This is a genomic window from Sorangium sp. So ce406 (genome assembly GCF_051474675.1).
Classification (GTDB): domain Bacteria; phylum Myxococcota_A; class Polyangia; order Polyangiales; family Polyangiaceae; genus Sorangium; species Sorangium cellulosum_G.
In genome coordinates, this window is record NZ_CP150340.1 from 4,353,104 (window position 1) to 4,361,493 (window position 8,390).

4 protein-coding genes and 1 pseudogene are annotated in these 8,390 nt (G+C 64.2%); 3 read left to right on the plus strand and 2 right to left on the minus strand.

Annotated features, from left to right (window positions below; genetic code table 11):
- Positions 1–145 precede the first annotated feature (145 nt).
- The 3 genes from WME96_RS16040 (at position 146) to WME96_RS16050 (ending at position 4,322) form a co-directional block, all read left to right on the plus strand.
- The gene (locus tag WME96_RS16040) at positions 146–1,783 is read left to right on the plus strand and encodes a CocE/NonD family hydrolase (protein WP_437290981.1); all 1,638 of its coding nucleotides are present in this window, start codon (positions 146–148) and stop codon (positions 1,781–1,783) included.
- 777 nt (positions 1,784–2,560) lie between these two features.
- Positions 2,561–3,451: an NAD(P)/FAD-dependent oxidoreductase gene (locus WME96_RS16045; protein ID WP_437290982.1), complete on the plus strand. Its 891-nt coding sequence runs from the start codon at positions 2,561–2,563 to the stop codon at positions 3,449–3,451.
- A gap of 40 nt (positions 3,452–3,491) precedes the next feature.
- Complete coding sequence (locus tag WME96_RS16050; RefSeq protein ID WP_437290983.1) at positions 3,492–4,322, plus strand: GNAT family N-acetyltransferase; 831 nt, start codon at positions 3,492–3,494, stop codon at positions 4,320–4,322.
- A gap of 726 nt (positions 4,323–5,048) precedes the next feature.
- Here WME96_RS16050 and WME96_RS16055 read toward each other — a convergent pair.
- Both WME96_RS16055 and WME96_RS16060 read right to left on the minus strand, forming a co-directional pair.
- A pseudogene (locus WME96_RS16055) lies at positions 5,049–5,573 on the minus strand (TfuA-like protein); the annotation flags it as partial.
- Entirely contained in the window at positions 5,570–6,805 is a 1,236-nt protein-coding gene (locus WME96_RS16060) for a YcaO-like family protein (protein ID WP_437290984.1), read from the minus strand. The gene WME96_RS16060 and the pseudogene WME96_RS16055, both read right to left, overlap by 4 nt.
- Positions 6,806–8,390 lie beyond the last annotated feature (1,585 nt).

Consider the following 8,390-nt stretch of genomic DNA (forward strand, 5'->3'; position numbering starts at 1 on the left):
TCTTCGTGGTCCGGGGGGGGTGCGCCCCTCGCAAGAACGAAGATGCAGCGTCCCAACCATTCTCCGGTGGTGGGGGCCCCGCGTGAGGCCGGTGGCGCTCGCGCTGCGTTGACGCGACCCCCGGGGGCGGGTTGAATCTCCGGCCATGACCGTCGTTAGCCGCATCTTCGAACGGCTCCTCGATCTCCCGCCGGCGGAGACGCGCGACATCGTGGTCGAGCGCGATCTCCCGGTGCCCATGCCCGACGGCGTCACGCTGCTCGCCGACCATTACCGCCCGCGCATCGGCCCGAAGCGCCCCACGATCCTGGTGCGAACGCCCTATGGCCGGGCCGGCTTCTTCGGCCTCTTGTTCGGGCGGCCGCTCGCGGAGCGAGGGTTTCAGGTGCTCCTGCAGAGCTGCCGGGGCACCTACGGCGCAGGGGGGGAGTTCGATCCGCTCCGCAACGAGCCGGCCGACGGCGCCGCCACGCTCGCGTGGATCCAGGCGCAGCCGTGGTTCTCGGGCGAGCTGGCCACCTTCGGAGCGAGCTACATGGGGTTCGTGCAGTGGGCGATGGCCGCCGACGCGGGGCCGGAGCTGAAGGCGATGGCCACGCACGTGACCAGCTCCGAGTTCCGCAGCCCCATGTACATGGGCGGATCCTTCTGGCTGGACACGGCGTTGACGTGGACGCACATCGTCCACAATCCCGCGGAGTCGGTGCTCCGCGCGGCGCTCGCGATGATGAAGACCGAGAAGCTCGTGCGCGCCGGCGCCGCGCACCTGCCGCTCCGCGAGGCGGACACCGAGGTGATCGGCAAGCCGGCGAAGTTCCTCCGCGAGTGGCTGGAGCACGATCAGCCCGGCGATCCCTGGTGGAAGGCCGTGGATTTCAGCGAGCGCGTCCGCGAGGTGACCGCGCCGGTGTACATGCTCGGCGGCTGGTACGACGTCTTCCTGCCGCAGACGCTCGCCGATTACCAGCGCCTCCGCGGCGCGGGCCGATCGCCGCACCTGACGATCGGGCCCTGGACGCACAACGATCGGAGCTGGCTGTCGGTGGCGATGCGCGAGTCGATCGCCTGGTTCCGCGCGCACCTCCTCGGCGATCGCAGCGGGCTCCGCGATCTGCCGGTGCGGCTCTTCGTGATGGGCGCGAACGAGTGGCGGGATTTCGCCGAGTGGCCGCCGTCGGGCTACGCGGAGGAGCGCTGGTATCTACAGTCGGCGGGGGGCCTCTCCACGCGCGCGCCGATCGCCTCCGAGCCGGATCGATATCGCTACGATCCTGCGGACCCCACGCCGTCGGTGGGCGGCGTCAGCCTCAGCCAGAACGCGGGTCCGAAGGACAACCGCGCGCTGGAGACGCGCGCCGACGTGCTCGTCTACACGAGCGCGCGGCTCGATCGCGCGGTGGAGGTGATCGGCCCGGTGAAGGTCGTTCTCCACGTCGCCTCCAGCCTGGAGCACACCGATTTCTTCGCGCGTCTCTGCGACGTGGCGCCCTCGGGGAGATCGACCAACCTCACCGACGGCATCCTCCGCCTCTCGCCCGGCAGCCCGCCCGCCGAGGCCGACGGCACGCGCCGGATCGAGATCGATCTCTGGCCGACCGCCCACCGCTTCGAGCCCGGCCACCGCATCCGCGTGCAGGTGTCGAGCGGCGCCCACCCGCGCTTCTCGCGCAACACCGGGAGCGGCCAGCCTCTCGCCACCGCCACGCGCCTCGTCGCCGCAGACCAATCGGTCTACCACGACCCCACGCACCCCTCGGCGATCCTGCTCCCGGTCGAGCGCTGACGAGCGCGGATCGACCTGTCGGACCGCGCCGTGGCGACTTGCGCGTGCGTTGGGCGCCGGAGGAGGCCGGGGTTCTCATCAGGCCAGACTGATCGATAGCGGCGAGCGGAGCTCGCACGCATACCGTCAGAAGCGCCCCTTCGGGATGGTGCCAGCCATTCGAGGCGAATGGTCGGGGGCTGTTTGAATCGGGCGCCATCGTGCATCACATCGCCGCGGACTCCGGTGCTCTGGTGCCCCCGATCGGCACGACCTGGCCAGCACGGTCGCCTGGATGCTCGCCGCGTAATTGCACTGGAGCGACGAGGGGCACAATGGATCGCTCGGCGCGAATATTCAGTATATGGTTCACATCATAGCTTGCGCGGATCGTATTGAAAACCGACTCCTCGGGGCCTGGTGTCTCGACGGCTTTCGTTCCGTCGCCTTACAGGGGCAAACGAAGGAGCGAAGGAGCATCCTCCTCCCTGGAAAGCATTGAACGTGCCTTTCTGCGTCAAAAAATCATAACAAGAAGAGCCCGATCGTCCAGGCATAGGCTTGCACGACGAATATCCAACTGCTATTAGGTCCTGAAAGAAGCCCACGCCGAGCGTGCTGTCTTTGAGCCCGACGTCCTCCGTCTCGACGATGACGGAGTCGCAACGTACCCTCAGGTGTAAGCAAGCAGTAAAAGTCCGTCGGAAGTGCGGATCGGGCCTGGTGGGTCGCCCAGAGGGGAACTGATCCACGGATTGGGCCGCTACCTTTGTCCACATACTGAAAGGGAGTTAAGTGTTGCAGGCGATCTATGACGTGTTGATCGTTGGCGGCGGACACGCCGGTTTGAGCGCAGCCCTCACCCTCGGGCGCGCGCGTAAGAAGGTGCTTCTGGTCGATGGTGGACCCGGCCGGAATCAGGCTGCCGACGCGGTGCACAATTTTCTGTCTCAAGATGGTACTCCTCCACCGGTGCTCCGGAAGCTCGGTCGGGAACAGCTCGAGCCCTATCAGACCGTCACCTACACGGAGGGGCGGGTATCCGAGCTGGTCCGAAGAGGTAACCAGTTTTGGGCTCGCTTGGAGGACGGTAAAGAAATCCTGTCGCTTGCCGTCCTGCTCGCGGTCGGAATGGTGGATGAGCATCCGCGGATCGAGGGGTTCGAACGGTTCTGGGGTAAATCCGTCTTTGGCTGCCCCTACTGCCATGCATGGGAGTTTCGTGACCAGCCAATCGCTGTCATCGAGTCAAGTTCCAAAGGTCTGGGGGCATGTCGAATTTTGAAGAACTGGTCGAACGATGTCATGCTCTTCACTAACGGTGTCACGGACCTCGACCCTGAAGCTCTCGATCGCCTCGAGAAAGCAGGGGGTGCGGTCATCATCAAAAAGCGGGTTCGTGCGTTTGTGGGTGACACCGCACTGTCAGCCGTCGAGCTGGAGGACGGGGAGAAAATCCCACGAGAAGCAGTCTTGATGTTTCCCAAGCAGCACCAGATGCCGATCGTCCAGCAGCTAAGCCTGGATCTCACGGAGGATGGGTTCGTCCGGGTGAACGAACAGAGAGAGACTTCGCAGCGAAACATTTTTGCCGCGGGCGATCTGACCTCGCCTTCCCAATTGGCTATCATTGCCGCCGCGGAGGGCACCATTGCGGCGATTCAACTCGTTTATCGCTTTACCCCTTAGGGCCACCTGGCAGCTGTTACCCACGCCGGATCGAGAAGCTATGCTCATTCGTGGACTTGACGACAAGGATGCGTCCATTTGCGCTGCGCTGGTGCGTCAGGTTGGTTGGAACACCACCGAGGCGAGGTGGCGGTTACTGTTCTCCGTCGGCGACGCTTTCGGTCTCGAGCTTGACAACGGTGAGTTGGCGGGGACGGTGATACTCAACCGATTCGATGCGCTGGCCGTCATTGCAATGATGTTCGTGAGCGAGGCCCATCAGCGGCGCGGCTTGGGGCGAAGCCTGCTGCAACACGCGCTGAAGCAGGGGAGCGACATCGTCGTTTACTTGTTCGCATCGAGCATGGGACGGCCGCTGTACGAGCAGGTTGGCTTCATCGCGACGGGCGTGACCTCCGTGCGGCTCCAGGGTCGCGCGAGCTTGAGGCGCGCGGCCTCACGCGACGGGTTACGGAACATGACCGCCGCAGATATCGATGTGATTTGCGCGCTGGACGGAGAGGCGCAGGGAGCTTCGCGCCGTCGCCTGCTCGAAGCGTTGTTCGCCTCCTCCGACCGTGCGCTGGTGGTCGAGCGTGGCGGAGAGGTCGTCGGCTTCGGACTCTCGTCGTGGCCCACGGACATCCGCCAGCTCGGACCGATCGTCGCGCGGGCCGAAGAAGATGCCCGCACCCTTGCCACGGAGCTGGCTGCTGATGTATCTGAACCGCTGTGCATCGACATTCTCTCGGACCAGCGGACGATGCTAGCCTGGGGGCAAGCCGCTGGACTCGCTGTCGTTGATAATGTGCCACTCATGACGCTCGCTGGAAAGCAGCTGCCGGGACGGCGCGGACTCATTCGCTCCCTTGCTGGCCGTCCCTTTGGCTGAGCGGGCTGAGCTCATGTGCTCGACGAACGCGCGCGCGCTCGCGATGGCGTGGCAGCTCCTGTCGATCCACGCGAAGGGAATCGCACCGCAGAAACGCCCATCGACGACGTTCTCCAGGAGCAAGGACCACTGGTACGCTCCATGAGCGATGCTCATCTCCTCCCGAACACGCTGGAGGATCCGCGGCTCGAGGTGCAATGACATGCGCTTGGCGTCTTGAGCTAGACGTTTCGCGGCGTACATCCTCGCGATCTCGGCGTGGAGCTCGCCGAGGAAACCCAGCTCTTCCCAGACCATGTTTGCAAATGTGGCGTCGTGCGGAAGAGTCCGAGCAAGGACATCACAGAGCACCTCGCGAAGTCGCTCGGCCCTGTTCGCCTGCGGCATTCCCTGGAAATCGGCGTGACCGGCGAGCAGAGTCCAGATGTAGCGCCGGTACCTGCCCGTGCCGAATAGCCACTCCACGAGCTCGTCGCGCAAGGCTTCGGCGGAGCTCCCGAAGAACGGCTCGGAGATCGTGCGGTTGGGTCGAACAAATGGCTCGCTGTGCGCACGGCCATATTTCGCGGCGACGTTCTCGACGCGGAGGAGCTCGCCAGCATGCTGGAGCGCCTGGATCGCATCTTGTCGCTTGATGTCTTGCGCGGAGAGGAATCTCAGGAGCTCCCCAGACTCATCGGCGACGCGCGCCTCGCGCAGGACGGCGCGCCATTGACGCTCGGGGTAGAACATCCGTGAGGCGACGTCGACGAGGCGCCGCCCAGACGGACGGTCCAGAATCTGCCGCCGGATGGCGTGAGAAACCGCGTACCGGACGTTGACCAGCGCCACGGAGACGGCGCGATAGTCGTTGTCTTGGTCCGTACCGACCGCGACCTCGCCGTCGCTGCTCAGGACGCCCATCCGAAACGCCCGATAAACCAGCCCTATGCCTCGTACGCCGACCGGCCAGCACTCGGCGGCGCGCAGCGCGCCCATGCTCGACGCGCCGAGTACCAGCGCGCCATCGCGCACGATATCGATGACCTCGCGCGGCGATACGGCAAGCTCGTGCGAGAACACGCCGTCGATGATGACGAAGATGGCGCCGCCAAGCTCCCGGTCGCGGTACAGGTCTCCACGCACCACGGGGGCTCGAATCCGCGCACCAGGAAGCAGCTCAGCCACTGCGCTCGGTGAGATGCTCGGGCCGACGTAGACCCAAGGTGTGTCCGCGTGCGAGGTTTCGCGTTGCAAACGGTCAGATGTCACAGCAAGTGCCTCAACTGGCGCCAGGACGGGCGCTCGCCGCAGCTGGGCGGACCACTCATCCCTGGCACGATGATGCGAACGACGGGGACCTGGAGATCGGACCGGGTAAGATCCGCGACGATGCAACGCGTGAACCCCGCGCCAGCCAAGCGCTCGCAGACCTCCTCGAGGTCGCGCAGCAGGTCGCCCGACGAGCTGCTCCTGGCAGCGTCAAACGGGTGCAACTCTCGCGGATGATAGAAGTCGGCGAGTCTCTGCAAAGTCCATGTGCGGTCGATGGATTGACCGCCTTCGAAGGTATCGCGCGCACCCTGCATCGTGACGACGCGGCTCTGCACGGCCTCGGTCACGGCGCGGAGGACGGCGCGTTGCGGGTCGAGATCGGTCCCCCAGCCCGCAAAACGACGCTCAGCAGCGCCGTGGAGGCTCGGAAATGCCGGGTCCAGGATGCCTGCGGCGAAGGTGGACACCGCTGTGCTGTTGATCAGCTCTCCGACCGCGAGCCGCAGCCCAGCGCGAGTTATGCGATCACGCCATTCCTGGAACTCACCCGGGATGGTGTCGAGATCTATCATCTGACAGTGTGGCACGTCGTGGTCGTCGGACTCGGCGACCTCATCACAGAACTCGTGCTGCGCGACAGTGTCGCGTTCTATGACTTCACACAAGGCGTGCAACGCCGCCTCCGTGTAAGTATTCCCCGATGCGAGGCCGTTGGTGTGGGGCCCCGGATAGATCCCATCGCTGCCGGGGGTGATGACCAGGTCGACCGGCACCCAGACTTGCTGCCGCTGGATCAGGTCGAACGCCATCATCCAAGAGCATGCGCGGTCGGGCCGGTACACGCTCCGGAACGGCAGATCGCAGTCCTCGACGTCCAGCACCGCGTCGCCAGTGCTCTCGCGCTGCTCTTCGAAGGACGCGCGACGAACCTCGGTACTGGCGGGCAGGTCTTCCGCGCAGCACCGCTCGATGGCTTCCATGATCGCGCTCAGGCGCGCAGCGCGGTGGGTCAACCCCTTGCCTGCGTGGGTGGTGAGGTCCTTGGCGAGCGGCGTGACGGCCACCCAGCTTGGCAGCCCCAGATAGTCGAGCGGAGTCACGTCGACGACGCGCGTGATGGGTACCCGTCTGAGCAAAGGTCGTACCCAGACCTCCGTGTCATCAAACGACCGCGCGTGACCGGCGGGGCTCACGGCTGGTGTAGAGGTGAATCGATCGGCGGCGATCATCGAATGCGACTCACTACCCGGCAAGAAATACAATGATTCTCGATTCGTTCAATGCACGCCCGAGCGGGTCAGCCGCAGCGGCGGCTGCGGTGTCCCTGGAGAAATGTACAGTCGAAATGTCCATGCGGCTCAGGTGTCACTGACGAGAGAACGATCGGCAGAGCGCGCTCCATCCTGCCATGGAAAAGCCGCGAGGCACCTCTAGTTGAGCAGTTGAAAATTCGCGATATCCAGACCTGTTCAACGATCAGGGCTAGAGATCGGAATCACATCGGCATCAATCAATCGACGTGCCCCGCGACCACTCTCCTATACGTCAGGAGAGGCAGCTAGGTTCCTGCTCAGGCGCAGACAGTGGTGCTACCCTTGACGTTCGACTTGATCTTCATCGAACGCTTGGGCTGCGCGACATGAACCTGCTGGGCGTTTCCCTGATTATGCATGATGATACTCCTTCGTGGTTCTAGAGTGGCCTACAGGTCCGAGTGGACATGCAGTCCGCTCTAGTTGGTTGCAGCAACATGGCAGCACCTTACTGCGCATGCGCGTCATACCTTAAATGCTGGGATCGGCTTGTCAAGCTGAGCTTGGGCGGGCGCGCTCGACGAAATGCCTCCGGCGACAAGGCCGCCGAACAGGGCGCGCATGGGCGTCATGTGACAGATGTATTTCACTTGGTTCGCCATCTGGTCACACCGCGATATGTGCTGTGGGCTCGGTAGTGAAGAGCCCGTTTCATGTTTCATCGGCCAGCGCGGAGGCATCATTCTCAAAAGTGTAAACGCTATCGACGTCCAATCGATCGTGTCGCTTTTGTGGATATCTATTGTTGAGATGGAAATGGCAATCTGATCTCAGTAGGGGGCGCGACCCTCGCGCTGGGAGGACGCGCCCGGAGCACCGCGGCGGATCATCGAGGCCAGGTTCCCTCCGCCATGACGCCCTCTGCACCGGCGGGCCACAAGATGAGCCCGCCGCAGCCCGAGGCCCGGAGACAGGCGCACCCGACCCGCCCGCAGCCGTGCCGGTATCGTGTCCAGAGTATGCGACAACACCGTGGGCGACGCCAGACAGCGAGCTGGAACGGCGGCGTTCCAGACGTGAAACGATGCTGCCGCTGCTGCGGAGAGCCGAGCCGGGAAGCGAAGGCGCGGGCAGTGAATCTTTGCAGTCTTGCGTGGGCCCGGGGTGCATCAGGCCATACATTTCTCTTGCGCGACGGGGGAGGATCGGACAAGGATTGCCCTGTCGCATTGATTTGGCGTTTTGATGCCTCAATGCGTGACCTCATCCGGGCGATGCCCGGAGCGATGTGTGCATTGATGAAGCTGGCATCAGGGCGTTGATGGCCGGAGTAGCGTCAACTGCGCAACGAGCATCGGGGCGAGCGATGCCGCCCGGTCGTGGGGTGTCATGGCGGCCATGTAAGTGACGGTGCCCTCAGACGGTTGGCTGCGATGGCGCACGGGCGCCTGCGCGTGATGCGTTGCGAAGCTTCGACCGTTTGAACAGTCCTCTCGGCAAGGAATGTTCTGGCAGGCCCTCTGTCGGAATCAGGGTGTTGGTTGCAACGTACAGGCTCACA